The sequence below is a fragment of the Rossellomorea sp. GCM10028870 genome (assembly GCF_042666755.1).
GTDB lineage: Bacteria > Bacillota > Bacilli > Bacillales > Bacillaceae_B > Rossellomorea.
Genome location: NZ_JBHTGN010000004.1, coordinates 29,054 through 45,032 on the forward strand (window position 1 = coordinate 29,054; position 15,979 = coordinate 45,032).

The window sequence follows — 15,979 nt, forward strand, 5'->3', positions numbered from 1 at the left end:
AAAGTTGTTCCAAAACCAAATATACTGTTATATAATACAAACATGTTAAATAATCTGTATTATAACAATAAAGACTTGTTTAATACTGCTAAGGAGTGATGGTGTTCAATGTCTACAAAAATGGTTGGTATCAAGGTAACTGGGGAGCTTCAGCCAGGCTTTGATAAAATTTTATCTAAACAAGCATTGCAGTTTTTGGAACAACTGGAGCGCCGATTCGGAGCAAAACGGAGAGAACTGTTACACAACAGAGAGAAACAGCAGGAACGAATCAATGGAGGAGAGCTTCCTCACTTTTTGTCTGAAACAGAATCGATTCGACAAAGTGAATGGAAAGTAAGTCCGATTCCTCAAGCTTTACAAGATCGAAGGGTAGAGATCACTGGACCGGTTGATCGGAAAATGGTCATCAACGCATTGAACTCAGGCGCAAAATGTTTTATGGCATGTTTTGAAGATGCCACTTCACCTACATGGACGAACCTCATAGAAGGACAAATCAACCTCAAAGATGCAGTACATCAAACAATAGACTTCACGAATCCAAATGGTAAGCGTTATGAATTAAACAAAGAACATGCTGTATTAATTGTTCGACCCAGAGGATTACATCTGGAAGAGAAACATATCGAACTGGATGGGAAATCAATATCGGCAAGCCTTGTCGACTTTGGATTATTCTTTTTTCATAATGCGACTCATTTAACCTCAACGAACAAAGGCCCTTATTTTTACTTACCTAAATTAGAAAGTCACCTGGAAGCGCGCTTCTGGAATGACGTGTTTATATTTGCCCAGGAATATATCGGGATTCCTCAAGGAACGATTAAAGCAACTGTACTGATTGAAACCATCACGGCCGCGTTTGAAATGGATGAAATCCTTTATGAACTAAAGGAGCATTCAGCGGGTTTGAACTGTGGAAGATGGGATTATATTTTCAGTTATATTAAAAAACTTCGGGACCAAGAGGATGTTATCTTACCGGACCGTTCAACGGTCACAATGACAGCTCCTTTTATGAGATCGTATTCTTTGCTCACGATTAAAACTTGTCACAGAAGAGGAGCTCCTGCAATCGGAGGGATGGCGGCACAAATTCCTGTAAAGAACGATCCTGTGAAAAACGAAGAGGCGTTTAACAAGGTGAGAGCAGATAAAGAAAGAGAAGCGCAGGATGGTCATGATGGCACCTGGGTAGCTCATCCTGGGCTTGTGCCGGTTGCCATGGACGTTTTCAATCAGGAAATGAAAAATGATAATCAAATTGCAGAGAAAACTTTAGATGATCTCGAAGTGTCAGAGCAGGATCTTCTTGAAGTTCCTCAAGGGGAGATAACAGAAGAAGGTGTCCGCTTAAATATAAACGTCGGAATTCAATATATCTCTTCTTGGCTGAGCGGCCAAGGTGCAGCACCGATCCACAACTTAATGGAAGACGTGGCGACGGCTGAAATTTCCCGGGCTCAGCTATGGCAATGGATCCGCCATCCTAAAGGAGTTCTTGACGACGGCCGAAACATCACCATCGATCTCTACGAACGACTAAAGCAAGAAGAACTAACCAAACTCAAAAGCCAAATGGGAGAACAACTGTACAAAGAGCGCCGGTTCACAGAAGCCGTCCAACTATTCGACCAACTCATCCAGAACGACCAATTCACAGACTTCCTCACCATCCCGGGCTACCGTATCCTTTAAAGGGACGGACCTGCAAAAAGCATCATCAAAGCTAAAAAGGTTGAATACACAAGCCTAATTACTTTAATAAATTACCGCTGCAGTGAATGGAGGGACGGACCTCTCAAACTAACTGCACACCGGTTAAATAGAATTCAACAAAGAACTTCGCTTAATTCTTATAGAAATACAAAACCAATAAGCAAACAAAAGGGAGAGATTATCAATGGTAAAAGCAAATAACGAACGCGTAAAAGCACTACAAGAAAACTGGGAATTGGATCAAAGATGGAAGGGTGTATCCCGACCGTATTCGGCTGAAGATGTCATTCGTTTAAGAGGATCAATTGATATCGAGCATACTCTTGCTCGACGCGGATCTGAAAAGCTGTGGGATCTGCTTCACAAAGAGGACTATATCAATGCACTTGGTGCCTTGACCGGAAACCAGGCTGTCCAACAAGTCAGAGCCGGCCTGAAAGCGATTTACTTAAGTGGATGGCAGGTAGCGGCCGATGCCAACCTTGCCGGGCAAATGTATCCCGACCAAAGCTTATATCCTGCGAACTCAGTACCATCCGTGGTAAAGAGAATCAATCAAGCCCTGCAGCGTGCAGACCAGGTTCATTATGTAGAAGGGGATGAATCGATTGATTGGTTTGTGCCGATTGTAGCCGATGCAGAAGCGGGCTTCGGAGGACAGCTTAATGTATTCGAACTCATGAAGGGTATGATCGAATCAGGGGCTTCAGCCGTCCACTTTGAAGATCAGCTTTCTTCTGAAAAGAAATGCGGACACTTGGGAGGCAAAGTATTACTGCCGACACAAACGTCCGTGAAGAATTTAATTTCAGCACGTCTGGCAGCTGATGTAATGGGTGTACCAACATTAATCGTAGCCCGTACAGATGCGAATGCCGCAGATTTAATCACGAGTGATGTGGATCCGTACGATGCGCAGTTCATTACAGGGGAACGCACTCCTGAAGGGTTCTTCCGTACAAGAGCGGGACTTGATCAGGCGATTGCAAGAGGCTTGGCTTATGCTCCTTATGCAGATCTTGTGTGGTGTGAAACATCAGAACCGAGCCTTGAAGAAGCTCGCCAATTTGCTGAGGCGATTCACGCTGAGCATCCAGGGAAATTATTGGCGTATAACTGCTCACCATCCTTTAACTGGAAAAAGAAACTGGACGATGAAACGATCGCTAAGTTCCAAAAGGAGCTTGGGAAAATGGGCTATAAGTTCCAGTTCGTAACGCTTGCAGGATTCCATGCACTGAACCATAGCATGTTCGAGCTTGCGAGAGGATACAAAGAGCGCGGAATGGCTGCATATTCTCAGCTTCAAGAAGCGGAATTTGCCAGCGAGAAATATGGCTATTCAGCTACGAGACATCAGCGCGAAGTAGGAACAGGCTACTTTGATGAAGTATCGATGGTGATCTCAGGTGGAACATCCTCTACAACAGCCCTTAAAGGTTCAACAGAGGCTGCTCAATTCTAAAGAATTCAATTGCATAAAAATATAAATGAAGGTCCGTCCCTCGGGGGTTGCTATACCCTGAGGGACGGACCTTTCTTTTGGGCGCTTCTCCGGGTAGTACTATCGATGCAAATTTGTGAATAAATTAACTTTATAGAAAATATTTATAAATATACTATTGATTTTATTAATATACATACATATAATTAGAGCTAATTTAAATTTAATCTGCGTGGTGAATAGATATGGATGTTGGTATTGTTGGTAGTACGGGTTACGGTGGAGTGGAGCTTCATCGATTGTTGGTAAATCATCCGAATGTGGATAATTGTATTTTGTATTCATCTTCTTTGGAGGGGGCACTATATGCAGATCAATATCCACACCTCTTTAACCTGTCACATGAAGTAGTGAATCCTATTAAAATCGAGGAAATGAAGCAGCTTGATTTCGTCTTTTTGGCCGTTCCTTCCGGTGTATCGAAGGAATTATCTCAGAATCTACTCGGTGAAAAGGCGAAAGTGATCGATCTTTCAGGGGACTTGCGTTTGAAGAATCCTCAAGAATACGAAGAGTGGTACAAAGGAGAATCAGCATCTTCAGATGTTTTACAGAAAGCGGTGTATGGTCTCACAGAATGCAATCGACAATCCATTCAAGAGGCGGAACTGATCGCGAACCCAGGCTGCTTTCCGACAGCCACCCTTCTAGGATTGGCTCCGCTTTTTCACCATGAGCTTGTTGAGCCCCACTCCATCATTATCGATGCCAAAACGGGATTATCGGGAGCAGGGAGAAAAGCGACTCAATCCAGTCATTTTTCAGAGACTCAAGAAAATCTACGAATCTATAAGGTTCATCAACACCAGCACACTCCTGAAATTGAACAACAATTGAAGGAGTGGCACAGCGAAGCGGGACCCATTACCTTTACGACACACCTTATTCCCATGACCCGTGGGATTATGGCTACGATGTACACGGAATTAAAAAGCACATACACCACTGAGCAGTTACACAACATTTACCAAGCCTATTACGAGATTCACCCATTCATCAGGATTCGTCCTAAGGGCCAGTTCCCAAGTACAAAAGAAGTATTCGGCACGAATTTCTGCGATATTGCGATAAAAGTAGATTCACGGACGAATCGCGTGACGATTGTGTCTGTGATCGATAACTTACTTAAAGGAGCTGCCGGCCAGGCGGTTCAAAACATGAATGTAATGCTGGGGTTAGACGAAACGACAGGACTTCATCACTATCCAATTTATCCATAAGAGGGGGAGAATCAATGAAACTAGTAAAAGAAAAGGCTGTTCAGCACATTCCTGGAGGAACGATTCTTTCGCCTTTTGGATACAAGGCAGGGGGGATGCATACCGGTCTTCGATACGCAAAGAAAGACTTTGGAGTCATCTACAGTGAGAAACCTGCACGAGTCGGAGCTGTTTATACGCAAAGTCATTTTCAAGCTGCTCCCCTTAAAGTCACACAAGAAAGTATCTTGAAATCACGCACTCTACAAGCAATTGTTGTCAACAGTGCGATCGCAAATGCCTGTACGGGTAAACAAGGATTAAAAGATGCCTATCAAACGAGGGAGTGGGCGGCCAAGCGATTTCAAATTCCGGAAGAGTACGTAGCCGTCGCTTCGACAGGAGTCATTGGTGAGTGGCTTCCTATGGAGAAGATTGAAAAGGGCTGCAACGAAATCGAGGTTGATTCGACGGAACAGAGTGCAGAGTCTTTTCAACAGGCCATCCTAACGACGGATCTTATCGAAAAGACTTCATGCTATGGAGTAAAAATAGATGGGGAAACGGTCACAATCGGAGGATGTGCAAAGGGATCAGGTATGATTCATCCCAATATGGCGACGATGCTTGGCTTCATCACAACGGATGCTTCGATTTCATCCACCGACCTTCAAAAAGCTCTTAAAACAGCAATCGATCAATCTTTTAATCAGATCACTGTAGATGGAGAAACGTCTACGAATGATATGGTCATTGCGATGGCAAACGGGATGGTAGAGCACGACACTTTACATGAAAGCCATCCTGATTGGCATCACTTTCAAGAGGGGTTAATTCACGTATGTCAAGATCTGGCCAAACAAATTGCCCGGGATGGTGAAGGAGCGACCAAACTTGTGGAAGTGAACGTCACAGGAGCTCACTCCCATCAAGACGCAAACATTTTAGCAAAAAAAATCGTCGGTTCCAATTTAGTCAAAACGGCACTCTTTGGCGGTGACCCAAACTGGGGAAGGATTGTTGGTGCCATGGGACACAGTGAGGTGACGATCGAGCCCCATCAATGTGACATTTATATTGGAGAAACACTCGTGTTTTCAAATGGTACTCCTCAGCCATTCAATGAAGAGAGTGTAAGTCAGTATATGCAAGCTGAACATGTGAACATATCCATCGCGTTGCATGGTGGAGAAGGAAAAGGAAAAGCCTGGGGGTGTGATCTTACGTATGATTACGTCAAAATCAATGCAAGTTATCGAACCTAAGCCAGTGATTGCAATCAAACTGGGAGGAAGTGTCCTTTCTAAGCTCTCATCCCTTTTTTATGAAAGTATAAAAGACCTTCAGCAACACTACCATGTAGTACTTGTTCACGGGGGAGGTCCTGAGATCACGGCCATGCTGAATAAACTGGCCATCGAATCCACCTTCATTAATGGCCAGCGAAAAACCACAAAGAAGGTTTTTGGAGTCGTCGAACAGGTGTTAAAGGGCAAAGTGAATAGCGAGTTAACACATCAACTCAATCTGGCAGGGATAAAAGCAATCGGATTAAGCGGGTACGATGCCCATTTGTTAAAGGCCAGCATCATGGATGAAGGGTCACTAGGTTATGTTGGCAAAATTGAAAAGGTTAATCTTACCTTATTAAACAATCTGCTTTCGCTTAACTACGTGCCTGTTATCACTCCCCTTGCCACTACAAACAATGGGGAAAAGCTAAATGTGAATGCAGATCTGGCTGCATCTGCCATAGCAGAAGCCCTGGAGGTAGAGAAGCTGGTCTTTGTCACAGACGTTCCCGGAATTTTAAAAGAAGGGGAAATTGTTTCACGTGTAACAAAGGAAGAGATCCTTCAATATATAGAAACCGGAATCATCCACGGCGGAATGATTCCGAAGGTGCAGGCAGCCCTGTCGGTTCTTGGGTTTAACATTAAAGAAGTCATGATCGTCGGGTGTCAGGACACGATCTTTCAAGATGGCGAAATGCTAGGTACACGTATAACAGACGGAGGAGGAGTCGGGGCGGTATGAGTCACTTATTTCCTACTTATAATCGGTTGGATATTGAATTGGTTTCAGGAAACGGCACGGTTGTTCAAGATCAAAACGGGAAATCCTATTTGGATTTCATTTCAGGTATTGCGGTTTGTAATTTAGGTCACTCTCCTTATGTTGTTAAAGAGGCTCTTGAACAACAATTGGATAAACTTTGGCATGTATCCAACCTGTTTCCGATTACGCTGCAGGAAGATGCAGCTTCACTCCTTGCTTCCGCCAGCGGCTTAGATGCTGTTTTCTTCTGTAATAGTGGAGCTGAAGCGAACGAAGCAGCGATTAAGTTAGCCAAAAAGCATACGGGTAAAACGAAGATCCTGACTTTCAAGCAATCGTTTCATGGCCGGACCTTTGCGACCATGAGTGCAACGGGGCAGGAGAAGATTCATAGCGGATTCGGTCCATTGGTTCCAACCTTTGACTATCTTCCTTATAACGATGAACAGGCTCTTTCGAAAGTGGAAGGAAATGACGTTGCGGCCATCATGGTGGAAGTGATTCAAGGGGAAGGCGGGGTGAATCCTGGTATTCTTTCTTTTTTACAGGCAGTAGAAATGAAGTGCAAGGAGATGGATGCTTTATTCATTGTTGATGAAGTCCAAACAGGGATCGGTCGTACGGGAGTTCCATTTGCTTACCAGCATTATTCCCTGCAACCGGATATCGTCACGACGGCTAAAGGACTGGGAAGTGGTTTTCCAGTAGGTGCGATGATGGGTGAAAAAGATCTTGTTTCCTCCTTTTCGCCAGGAACTCACGGGTCGACATTCGGAGGTAATCCATTAGCGATGGCAGCAGTGAAAGCGACTCTTGAAACGATTTTTGATGAAGTGTTTCTAAAAGAAGTACAAAGTAAATCTGAGTACTTTATGCAAAAGCTGAAGAATCAACTACAAGAATTTCGTTGCGTAAAAGAGGTAAAAGGGATAGGCTTTATGATCGGCATCCAATTCGATATGGAAGTAAAAGAAATCATCGATGAGCTGCGGGAAAATGGATTATTGACGCTGCCGGCAGGTACGCATGTGATCCGTCTATTACCACCTTTAACGGTCAACTATGACGAGCTCGATCAGGCACTTCACATACTGGTCGATACGCTGAAACAGCATCAATCAGCTGGTGTATACTAATCTATTTTTTTTAGCAGCAAATGTATAAAAATTCTTTAATATAAATAAAAATTCAATTTAAGGGGCGATCTCATGACAGGTTACTTATGTTTAGAAAACGGAAAGACCTTTATAGGTGAAGTCACAATGGATGAAGAAGATCCCGTTCAGGGTGAGATTGTATTTTTTACGGGAATGACGGGGTATCAGGAAGTACTGACCGATCCTTCCTACAAAGATCAAATCGTTGTTTTCACGTATCCGCTCATCGGTCAATATGGCGTAAACGAAGATGACTTCGAGAGCTCACAGCCGCAGGTGAAGGGAGTCATCATGCTCCAATCACCTGCGCTGTACTCCCATTATCATGCGACTTCTTCCCTTAAAGACTATCTCAAAAAGTGGAAGATCCCATTCATGACAGGTGTGGATACGAGGCAGGTAGTGAAGGCGATCAGAGATGTTGGAACTCAAAACGCGTGTATATCTTATACAGAAGTACTTCCAGGAAAAGAGAAACTCACAGGCCAAGTTGAAAAGGTAGCCCTTACTCAGATCCGCAAGATGGGTAGTGGAAACAAGCATATAGCCGTCGTCGATTTCGGTGTGAAGAAATCGATTGTATCCAGTTTGATAAAGATGGATTGTCTTGTTACCGTCATTCCCTATCATCAGCTTGAGCTTCTGGATCAGATGAATGTTGACGGACTGGTTCTGTCGAACGGTCCTGGAGATCCGAAAGAAATGATGAGTCTTTTACCTAAGCTGAAGGAGAAAATCATGGAGCTTCCGACCCTCGGAATTTGTTTAGGACATCAATTAATCGCACTGGCACTCGGAGGGAATACCGAACGATTATTATACGGTCATAGAGGGGCGAATCATCCTGTCATTGATAACCAAACCGGAGAGGTGTTTATCACATCACAAAATCATAATTACGTCGTGAACGGGGCCAGTTTAACAGGAACCGGGTTAGAACCGCGTTTTATGAACGTCAATGACGGTTCCCTTGAAGGGCTTCAACATAATAGCAAGCCTATTCTTTCGGTTCAATTTCATCCTGAAGCGCGTCCGGGTCCTGAAGATGCTTCGTGGATATTCCAACAATTCTATCAAACGATTAAACAACCAGGGAGAGAGAAGATGTATGCCTAAAGATTCCAGTATTCAAAAAATCCTCATAATCGGATCAGGCCCTATCATCATCGGGCAAGCAGCAGAGTTTGATTACTCAGGTACACAAGGCTGCCTTGCCCTGAAGGATGAAGGGTATGAAGTGATTCTCGTGAATCATAATCCGGCGACGATCATGACAGATACGACCTACGCTGACAAAGTGTACTGCGAGCCCTTAACGGTCAAAACATTAACTGCGATTATCGCTGCTGAACGCCCAGACGGAATCGTCGCAAATCTTGGAGGTCAAACCGCTCTGAATCTCGCAGTGGAGCTGGATGAAAGAGGAGTTCTCGCGGAATATGGAGTGACACTGCTTGGGACCTCTGTGGATTCGATTCAAAAAGGGGAAGACAGAGAGAAATTTCGAACCTTGATGAACACATTGGGACATCCAACGGCAGAAAGTGCTATCGTACACGACCTTCAAGGGGCTATCCTTTTTTCTGAAAAGATTTCCTTCCCGATCATTGTGCGCCCGGCTTATACATTGGGGGGAAGAGGAGGCGGCATCGCTTCTACCAGGGAGGAATATAGTAAACTCGTTCAAACCGGATTAAAGGCTAGCCCGATTCATCAAGTACTGGTGGAAAAAAGCATTGCCGGGTTCAAAGAGATTGAGTATGAAGTCATGAGAGATTCGAAAGGAAATTGTATATCCGTCTGTAATATGGAAAATTTCGACCCTGTTGGTGTCCATACGGGTGATTCCATCGTCGTCGCTCCTTCTCAAACTCTGACAGATCAAGAGTTTCATATGCTTCGTACAGCAGCGTTTAATATTATCAGTGCGCTAGAAGTGGTGGGAGGATGCAATATACAATTTGCTTTAGACCCTAACAGTAACCAATACTATGTGATTGAAGTGAACCCAAGGGTGAGCAGGTCTTCTGCTTTGGCATCGAAGGCAACGGGCTATCCCATTGCCAAAATTGCGGTGAAGCTTGCTGTTGGCTATACATTGAACGAAATTATCAACCCACTGACGAGAACCACTTTTGCAAGCTTTGAACCTGCTCTTGATTACGTGGTCGTCAAGTTTCCAAGATGGCCATTCGATAAATTTCCTGAGGCGAATCGGGTGCTCGGAACGAAGATGAAAGCAACGGGAGAAGTGATGTCGATCGAGCGTTCGTTAGAGGCTGCCTTTCATAAAGCTCTTCAGTCGTTGGATCTGTCCTTAGAAAACATTTATAGCGAACTGGCCGGCTTATCTCAGGAAGAGCTTGAAGAGAGGATTGGAATACCAACGGATCTCCGCTTTTTTGAACTGTTGGAATTGTTGAGACGAGACCATTCGATTCACACTCTTCATGAAAAGACAGGAATCGATAAGCTGTTCTTGTCTATCTTGAGTAACTTAGTATTCATGGAAAATAAGCTGAGAACATCCGACTTCACTTCTGTTCTTTTGAAAGAAGCAAAGCAATTCCGGTTTGAGGATAAAACCATTGCCGGATTAATGGGGAAACCGGAAGCGTCCATTGAAAAAATGAGAGTGGACGAAGGAATCGTGCCCGCCTTTAAAATGGTGGATACATGTGCAGGTGAATTCGAAGCGATCACCAATTATGCCTACTCTACTTATTATGGAGACAATGAGATTCAACCGTTACAAGGAGGGAAAAAGGTCCTGATTGTTGGAGCGGGTCCGATTCGAATCGGTCAGGGTGTCGAGTTTGACTATAGTGCCGTTAAAGCGATTCACCGATTGAAAGAGCATGGATATACGACCATCATGGTGAACAATAACCCGGAAACCGTGAGTACGGATTATGAGACGGCAGATCGATTGTACTTTGAACCTATTACGAAAGAATCGGTCCTTTCCATTATCCAGCACGAGAAAGTCGATACCGTACTCGTTCAATTCGGCGGACAAACGGCCTTAAACCTGGCTTCTATTTTAGAGAAGAAGGGCATCCAATTATTTGGGACATCTTCAGACATCATTGACCGTGTAGAAGATCGCGAACGCTTTTATCAACTGCTGGACGAACTGGGGATTCCTCGTGTGAAGGGAGATATCTGCCACAGTAAAGAGGAAGCATTAAAAGTAGCACAGTATTTAACCTTTCCTCTTCTTTGCCGTCCATCCTATGTGATTGGAGGGAAAGGGATGGTGAAAGTAACGACACAAGCCGAAATCGAGAAGTTCATACAGGAAGCGGATGAAGAGTACTTCCCTATTTTAATTGATGAATTCAAAGAGGGTCAGGAAATCGAAGTTGACTTGGTGGGGGACGGAGACGGAGTGTATGTTCCCGGAGTCATGGAGCATATTGAACGGGCAGGCGTCCATTCAGGGGACAGCATGTCTATTTTTCCTTCTGAATCCCTGTCAATTGAAATCAAGAGAACGATTGAAGGCTATGCTCAAAAGATTGTGTCTTCCCTTCATTACAAAGGGATCATGAATATTCAATTTTTGCTGCAGGGTGAAGAGGTATTCGTGTTGGAAGTGAACCCGAGAGCAAGCCGGACGGTTCCGGTGGTCAGCAAGGTTCTTGGTTACTCATTAATCGATATGGCGACAGACCTTATGTGCGATGAGTCGTTGAAGATAGACGCCTTTAGCCCTCCTGCAGAAATAGACGTTGTAGGAGTGAAATATCCTGTATTTTCATCACATGCCCTGCCGGAGATCGATCAAACACTCGGGGCCAATATGAAGTCAACGGGAGAAGGATTATGTCTTGGTAAGACGGTTGAAGAAGCCCTGTATAAAGTATTTGAAGGGCTGCATGAAGCTATAGAAACTGGTGGGACGGTTTATATCGATAGTGACCAGAAAGAATTAAAACAGTATCAGACTTCTACGGAAACTTCGTTTAGTGACTGGGTTGAAACAAGCAATGCTTCTGTGTATTTCAGTCATGAAGAAACTGTTGAAATGAAGAAGAGAAGAATTGCAGCGTTAGAAGCAGGGGTCACCGTTTTAACGGAAGCAGAGACCTTATTGGCCTTTTTTCGAAGTATGAAAGTGAATAAAGTGAACCCCATTTCATTGGCACCATCAAAATCCGTACAGGGAGTGAGCAGAGTATGATGAATCCAAATGTTGCGACGTCGCCGGTTTCCTTGAAAGGGAGAGATCTTGTCACGTGGTTGGATTACTCAACGGAAGAGGTAGATGAGCTCTTAGCACTGGCTCAGTACTTGAAGAAAAATCCTTATTCAAAGGTGTTGGAAGGAAAGACACTTGGGATGATTTTTGAAAAGTCGTCCACAAGAACCCGTGTCTCTTTTGAAGCGGGAATGCTCCAGATGGGAGGTCATGCCATCTACCTCAATGCCCGTGATATACAACTGGGTAGAGGAGAGTCGATTGCAGATACGGCACGTGTCCTTTCCTCTTATGTGGATGGAATCATGATCCGTACGTTTGAAACTGAGAAGGTTATGGAACTTGCCCAGTACGCGAAGGTCCCAGTCATCAACGGACTTTGCGATACGTACCATCCTTGTCAGGCATTGGCGGATGTTCTCACGATTTTGGAGCTTAAGGGAACGCTAAAAGGATTGAAGGTTGTGTATATTGGGGACGGGAATAATGTGGCACACTCCTTTATGATTCTATGTGCGAAGCTTGGAATGGATGTCGTCATTTCTTGTCCTGAAGGATATGAACCCGTTAAAGAAATTATCGGTAAGACGGTTGAGCTTGCCGGAATGAACGGAGGAAGCTTTACTCTTTCTTACGATCCGGTAGAAGCAGTTAAGAATGCGGATATCGTATACACTGATGTATGGGCAAGCATGGGTCAGGAGGAAGAAGCGATTAAGCGTCTTAAAGACTTCAAACCTTATCAAGTGAATGAACAGCTGCTACAGCATGCTGCACCCCAAGTGAAATTTCTTCATTGTCTCCCGGCACACCGTGAAGAAGAGGTGACAGCGGCTGTCATTGACGGACCATGTTCTGCCGTATTTCAGCAAGCGGAAAATCGACTACATGTACAGAAGGCTATATTGCAATCACTGTTTGTATAAGATCATTATTTTTCTGAAAGATTGTCGTTTATATAAATGATTTTGTGAAAGTCGACCTAAGATAAGTTGATTGGACCGGAAAGTGTTCGACTCCTGAGGGAATAGAAGGACAGGTGAGGCACCGCAGGAGCGCAGCGTCGAGGAGGCCCGCCGCCCGCCCCGCGGAAAGTGAACCCCTGTAGAGGAAATCAACCACTACTCGCTATTGGTTATCTAGTTACATCCATATAAATCAAAAAGGTCCGCTTCTGGATGGAAGCGGACCTTTTAGTTGCCTGAAAGCATTTCCATAAGAGAAAATAAGACTGAACCAAACAAACACATGTAAACATATAGTGTAGGAGAAACTGTAATTAGACCGTTTTGGAGGTGCTTGTGGTTTTGAGTAAACCAACGATTGATGATTACCTGGATAATGGAATATATGGCCAGAAGCAAACAAAGCCTGATGAAAGAAGAAAGTTTCTCGGAAGCCTGCGGGAACGAATCGTCGTTGCCCTGACTCAGAGTCAGGTAAGGGAAAAGGGAGTATACAAGGAAGTTCAGGAGAGTCTGAAGAAGCATCCTGAGGCGAAGCTTTTATTAAATGGTAATATGAGCTACTCTTTCTTATCTAAATACATCAAGCTCGCTGATACGTATCATGTCTCTTTTTCAATGGTGACCAATAAGGAGATCGAAACCGATATAGGCCTCGTCCTCGCTTATGATCATGCCATTGATAAAGAGGAAATCTATGTGAAGAAAAAAAATGAAAAAGCCGCTGAAGAAAAACCAAAGGCAAAGCAGAAGCAAAAGAAAAGCCTATTTTCATCCATTAAAAACAAGCTTTTCTAATTTTGTCTGCCCTTTTGGAAAATAGAGAGTCTAAACAGTCCTTTCAAAGTCGCGGGGATGATGAAAAGAATGAACAGGATCCGAAATAAATGGTACCCGGTAATGATGGAAAGATCTGCGTTGACGGCTTGCCCTACCAGCGCCATCTCGGCCATGCCTCCGGGAGCCAGGCTGATAAAGGCAGTCAGGAATGAAATGTCATGCCAGCGACTTAATAAAAAGCTAAGGCCAGCACAGTATAGGAGCAGGCAGAGTGACGTGAATAAAGACCACATGATAAACTTGCCCATCGTTTTGGACGACGAGAAATTCATCATGAAGCTAAAGTAAATGCCGAGTGATAATTGAGCCAGGATGATGAACAGTCCGGGCATATGCGGGACCGGTGATTCAGCCACCATGAAGCCGCCGATGACCAGGATCGGGCCAAGCAAGGTCGCGGTGGGCAGGTGGATTTTTTTAGCCAGGAACCCTGCTGCGACGGCAATTGTGAAAAAGAGGACAAACTCCCAGTGTAAGGCAGGCATCTCAAACGAACGCGCGGCCGTCCCCGCGCCGCCTCCTTCTCCACTCAAAAGGGGACTGAAGACGAGGAACGGTACGACAAAGATGACAGACAGCAGCCGGATGACCTGAAGGATCGTCACGACCGTTAAGTCGATACTCTTCATCTCCTCCCCAAGTGCCACCATTTGCGAAAGTCCACCAGGGATACTCCCGGTTATCGTCGAAGGCAGGCCGATTCCCGTCATCTTAGACGTGATATAGGCAAGGACCATACTGAACACAATAATCGCAATCGTCATCGTCAGCATAGAAGGGAGCTGAGTGAAAATTTCGATCATGGTTTTCTGACTGAAAGATTGCCCGATGGTATAGCCTACGATAATCAATCCAAGATCTCTGAAATAGGATGGCCAGGCGAGCTCAAGGGTCGTGCATTTGTTGATGAGAAAGACAGAAACCATGGAACCGAGCAGCCAGGACAGGGGAAGATCAAGGAGCGTGAACACCAACCCGCCTATAGCTCCGGCTATAAAGGCTAATAGAATGGGGTGCATATTGAAAATCCTCTCCATTTCATTACTCTATTTAAAGGTAATCAAATGGAAGAGAGGAAGCAAATGGAATGCTTTAGTTGGTAGGGAGATATCGCTCGGGGTCGAGTCTGCTTCCTTCTGCAACAATTGCAGTCATTCCGCCATCAGATCCGGATTCATGCATTTCCCCTTCCTCCCAAAAGACGGCCATTCCTGGTTCCACTACGATCTTTTCTTCCCCTTCGACTCTCACCCATCCACTTCCCGATGTGATTATCAGAAGCTGATCGCACATGGCGGGATGCATTCCCAGTACGCTGTTTGCTTCTAAATAAAAGTAACCGATCTGAAATGGCTCATTAGGCTTTAATAATGGATGGATGCTCACGTTTCGGCTGTTGAATTTTTGAATGGATTTACCGGTATTTTGTTTGAAGCTATAAATTTTCATGGAATCACCTCTTTTATAGGTTCGGTTTTGGGGATGAGATATCCTTTAACGGGGAGGAGAGAATGAAGTTTTGGCCATTATATGGGAAATGACGCAATTATAAGGATATTGACGCAATTAAGTGTGAAATTGACGCAATTATCCGGAAAAAGACGCAATCGAAGCCTGAAATGACGCAATTATCCGGAAAAAGACGCAATCAAAGCCTGAAACGACGCGATTATCCGGAAAAAGACGCAATCCCCCGCGCACTGGTCCACGTTGACGGTCCTTCGTCCATCAGACCATACACAAATGGACCAGTTTTCCCCTTTGAAAATCCTCCCAAAATCGTGTCCAACTCATCGATTGCTACCATCTTCAATCCTCGATTCTTCTTGGGGACCATACAGAGAACCCCCACCCAAGGTCCGTCCCTCACAAAATGGCACATCCCCTTCCTGATTCGTGGTAGAATGAATGGAGGTATGGACAAGAATCAGCCATGCTCCTAACAATCGTTATCTCTTATCATAGTTGCTTTAATGAAGCGAATTTTGGTATTATCAATAGTATTGTGAGTGTTCGAACATATACGGAGGTGAAGAAGATGTCTAGAATTTCTGAAGAGCAGGTGAAGCACGTAGCGCACCTTGCGCGACTAGCCATCACAGAGGACGAAGCGAAAAAGTTTACAACTCAATTAGATGCGATCATCGGGTTTGCCGAGCAGCTGAATGAATTGGATACTTCAAATGTGGAAGCGACGAGTCATGTGTTGGATATGAAGAACGTTATGCGTGAAGATAAGCCTGTTGAAGGACTGCCACGTGAAGAAGTATTAAAGAACGCACCAGACAAACAAGATGGACAAGTACGCGTTCCATCGATCTTGGACTAAG

At 44.5% G+C, this 15,979-nt stretch carries 14 protein-coding genes; 11 read left to right on the top strand and 3 right to left on the bottom strand.

From position 1 onward, the window contains the following. Positions 1-108: 108 nt before the first annotated feature. From aceB to ACFQWC_RS16505, 10 genes are all read left to right on the top strand, one after another. Positions 109-1,701, top strand: coding sequence for a malate synthase A (gene aceB / locus ACFQWC_RS16460; RefSeq protein WP_341357276.1), 1,593 nt, complete (start codon positions 109-111; stop codon positions 1,699-1,701). Positions 1,702-1,906: 205 nt separating this feature from the next. Continuing rightward, positions 1,907-3,187 (top strand): isocitrate lyase, encoded by a 1,281-nt coding sequence (gene aceA / locus ACFQWC_RS16465; protein WP_299741326.1) that lies wholly within the window; start codon positions 1,907-1,909, stop codon positions 3,185-3,187. A 224-nt stretch (positions 3,188-3,411) separates the two neighbouring features. Continuing rightward, the gene (gene argC, locus ACFQWC_RS16470; protein WP_377108550.1) at positions 3,412-4,446 is read left to right on the top strand and encodes an N-acetyl-gamma-glutamyl-phosphate reductase; all 1,035 of its coding nucleotides are present in this window, start codon (positions 3,412-3,414) and stop codon (positions 4,444-4,446) included. Positions 4,447-4,460: 14 nt separating this feature from the next. Further along, entirely contained in the window at positions 4,461-5,690 is a 1,230-nt protein-coding gene (gene argJ / locus ACFQWC_RS16475; protein WP_299741328.1) for a bifunctional ornithine acetyltransferase/N-acetylglutamate synthase, read from the top strand. Beyond that, the gene (argB, locus tag ACFQWC_RS16480; protein WP_299741329.1) at positions 5,653-6,462 is read left to right on the top strand and encodes an acetylglutamate kinase; all 810 of its coding nucleotides are present in this window, start codon (positions 5,653-5,655) and stop codon (positions 6,460-6,462) included. Before argJ ends, argB begins: the two co-directional genes overlap by 38 nt. Further along, positions 6,459-7,619, top strand: coding sequence for an acetylornithine transaminase (locus ACFQWC_RS16485; RefSeq protein ID WP_299741330.1), 1,161 nt, complete (start codon positions 6,459-6,461; stop codon positions 7,617-7,619). Before argB ends, ACFQWC_RS16485 begins: the two co-directional genes overlap by 4 nt. Before the next feature lie 72 nt (positions 7,620-7,691). Then, positions 7,692-8,756 (top strand): carbamoyl phosphate synthase small subunit, encoded by a 1,065-nt coding sequence (locus ACFQWC_RS16490; protein ID WP_377108552.1) that lies wholly within the window; start codon positions 7,692-7,694, stop codon positions 8,754-8,756. Further along, positions 8,749-11,826: a carbamoyl-phosphate synthase (glutamine-hydrolyzing) large subunit gene (locus tag ACFQWC_RS16495; RefSeq protein WP_377108554.1), complete on the top strand. Its 3,078-nt coding sequence runs from the start codon at positions 8,749-8,751 to the stop codon at positions 11,824-11,826. The genes ACFQWC_RS16490 and ACFQWC_RS16495 overlap by 8 nt, the downstream gene beginning before the upstream one ends. After that, a complete protein-coding gene (gene argF, locus ACFQWC_RS16500) occupies positions 11,823-12,770 on the top strand; it encodes an ornithine carbamoyltransferase (protein WP_299741333.1) in 948 nt (315 codons plus the stop codon). Before ACFQWC_RS16495 ends, argF begins: the two co-directional genes overlap by 4 nt. 381 nt (positions 12,771-13,151) lie before the next feature. Then, complete coding sequence (locus tag ACFQWC_RS16505; protein ID WP_299741334.1) at positions 13,152-13,607, top strand: YueI family protein; 456 nt, start codon at positions 13,152-13,154, stop codon at positions 13,605-13,607. Here ACFQWC_RS16505 and ACFQWC_RS16510 read toward each other — a convergent pair. From ACFQWC_RS16510 to ACFQWC_RS16520, 3 genes are all read right to left on the bottom strand, one after another. Next, the gene (locus ACFQWC_RS16510) at positions 13,604-14,668 is read right to left on the bottom strand and encodes an AbrB family transcriptional regulator (RefSeq protein WP_377108557.1); all 1,065 of its coding nucleotides are present in this window, start codon (positions 14,666-14,668) and stop codon (positions 13,604-13,606) included. The two genes, ACFQWC_RS16505 and ACFQWC_RS16510, sit on opposite strands and share 4 nt — an antisense overlap. A 73-nt stretch (positions 14,669-14,741) precedes the next feature. Beyond that, positions 14,742-15,098, bottom strand: coding sequence for a cupin domain-containing protein (locus ACFQWC_RS16515; RefSeq protein ID WP_377108559.1), 357 nt, complete (start codon positions 15,096-15,098; stop codon positions 14,742-14,744). A 220-nt stretch (positions 15,099-15,318) separates the two neighbouring features. Beyond that, positions 15,319-15,486, bottom strand: a complete 168-nt coding sequence (locus ACFQWC_RS16520) for a hypothetical protein (RefSeq protein ID WP_377108561.1) — start codon at positions 15,484-15,486, stop codon at positions 15,319-15,321. Positions 15,487-15,687: 201 nt separating this feature from the next. Here ACFQWC_RS16520 and gatC point away from each other — a divergent pair, with 201 nt between their 5' ends. Continuing rightward, positions 15,688-15,978 carry an Asp-tRNA(Asn)/Glu-tRNA(Gln) amidotransferase subunit GatC gene (gene gatC / locus ACFQWC_RS16525; protein WP_034760864.1) on the top strand — a complete coding sequence of 97 codons (291 nt, stop codon included), beginning with the start codon at positions 15,688-15,690 and terminating at the stop codon, positions 15,976-15,978. Position 15,979: the final 1 nt, after the last annotated feature.